This is a genomic window from Helicobacter didelphidarum, assembly GCF_003364195.1.
Classification (GTDB): domain Bacteria; phylum Campylobacterota; class Campylobacteria; order Campylobacterales; family Helicobacteraceae; genus Helicobacter_A; species Helicobacter_A didelphidarum.
The window spans coordinates 1-2,060 of sequence record NZ_NXLQ01000100.1; the positions used below are offsets into that span (position 1 = coordinate 1).

The following is a 2,060-nucleotide window of genomic DNA, read 5'->3' on the forward strand; positions in this document are numbered from 1 at the left end:
ACAATAAGCTAGCTTGTGGTAAGCTTTTTATGATAAACTTATTCATTAATAGACTTATTATTACTAAGCTTCTTTATAATAAGATTCTCCTTACTGATATATATATAAGAGATATTAAGAAATATATTGTGTGATGGATGTTTTTTAGTGTATTATAATTATAAAATATTTGGGTAAGATTGTCTTGATTAATATTTATAGAGTATTACAAGGCTTTACTCGAACTTTAATTCTAACTTTTTCATCATCTCCTTAGTCCAACCTTTAGGTGGGTTGTCTTTAGAGGGGTGAATGGGGCGGATGATTTTTGCGTAGGTGTGTAAATCTTCATGTGATTTCCGTTGATAATAATAGTCTTTTTTGGCTTTCTCAAGACTCCACCCTTCATCTTCATATATTTCAGAGTGTATATAATCTGAAACCTTAAACATAAAGAAATAATCCTCATAAAAAACTTGATCGCTAGGAGGTCTATAAGGTTGGTATTGCTCTTTAGATTTTTTTTGCTCTTGAGGTTTCTTTTGCTTTCTAGGTTTGTTTTGATCCTTTTCTATATATCCTCGATATGCTCCACGATTAAAAAGCATACTTGGATTCTCATTAAATACTTCGCCTTGATCATGGACTAGTAAAAAATGATGCAAGGTATAGATAAGAAACGCATAGAAGCGTTCCTCCGTATAAGTGATTGGGATTTGGAATCCACGGTCTTTCTTTGCATATTCTATAGCAAGAAGTTTTTCTTCCCAAGTCGTATATATCGTATTTCTAGTCAAAGGCGTTATTCTTGGGTATCCATTGTCCTTGCTATCCATCAATCCTTGCTCCATTAAGCTTTCATAGAGATGATTATTGAGAAGATAGGCTATTATGCCATGATGCTTGTGTATAGAATCCATATAATCTTTAATACTCTTTGTATTTTTACTATGTAGCTCTGTAAAATAGCTTATGATTTGCTCTTTGTTTAAGGTAATATTCTCTTTACTTCGCTTACAAAGGAATTTGACCTCGGTATTATGGATTGGAAACCGTTCATGAGGATAAGGAGGTCTTGATAGATTAGGAGGAAACTTAAAGGGTTCATAATCTTTATTGATTGCATCTAGCCATAAGGGATAAATTTTCTCTATTTCAGATTCTAATTTGCCATTGTCTATATCACTTGGGATATATTGTGGTATTGCAATTCCTTTTTTGTTGTTCTCAAATATAATCTTGCCTAAATACAATCCTATTTTATGAGGATCTATCCATGATCTACCATTTGGACACCAATCTTCTATACAATTAATATTTGTATTTATCCCTAAATAGATACTTCTATCTTCTCTAGGATAAGCGAGTGCATGATGTCTTTCCTCATACCATATATTTATTTTCATTTTTACTCCTTAAATCTTACTCATAAATAATCCTGCCACTACTCTACAATCTCTCTCTTTTGGCTGGATAAAATAAAGTGGTGAAGCTTTCTTTTTTCGCATTATATATAATTGTCCATTATAACATTGTGATGCCTTCTCATCAAAGCTCGCACATATCTTATCAAATTTATCAAAGATGGTATAATATTTTGTGTCTATATACAAGCTATGATAAATAAATCGAATAATTATATTTTTATTGAGATTGTGAGATATATTATAGTTTATGACATAATCAATATAAAAATGTCTATATTCATGGACTATAGTATCTAGTATGTCATATAAATCTCCATTAGTAATATCTACACTAATGGTATTGGTTGCTTTATCGTATGTCCCAGCATTGCCATTTGCATTAAAACTAACTTGTGGTCGCTTGTGTTGTTGTATCTTTAACTCATCTCCTATACTATTTATAAAGCTTGTAATAAGTGTTTGTTTGTTGATACTTGTATCATTGTTGATATAACATTCTTCAAAGTCTTGTTTGTATTGAGCATAAAGTGTAGCTATTTGTGTAGCAAAGTTTCTTCTATCCTTCACATATTCCCCATTATCTTTTACACTCCCTATAAACTTCTCATCACTTACATCAAATCGATAATAGATATAGGCTATCTTTCCTGCAAG

1 protein-coding gene and 1 pseudogene are annotated in these 2,060 nt (G+C 31.2%); both read right to left on the bottom strand.

Translation table 11 applies throughout. From position 1 onward, the window contains the following. Positions 1–215: 215 nt before the first annotated feature. Positions 216–1,385: a hypothetical protein gene (locus tag CQA53_RS11035; protein ID WP_115543977.1), complete on the bottom strand. Its 1,170-nt coding sequence runs from the start codon at positions 1,383–1,385 to the stop codon at positions 216–218. 9 nt (positions 1,386–1,394) lie between these two features. Then, positions 1,395–2,060 (bottom strand): annotated as a pseudogene (locus CQA53_RS12695) (hypothetical protein); the annotation flags it as partial.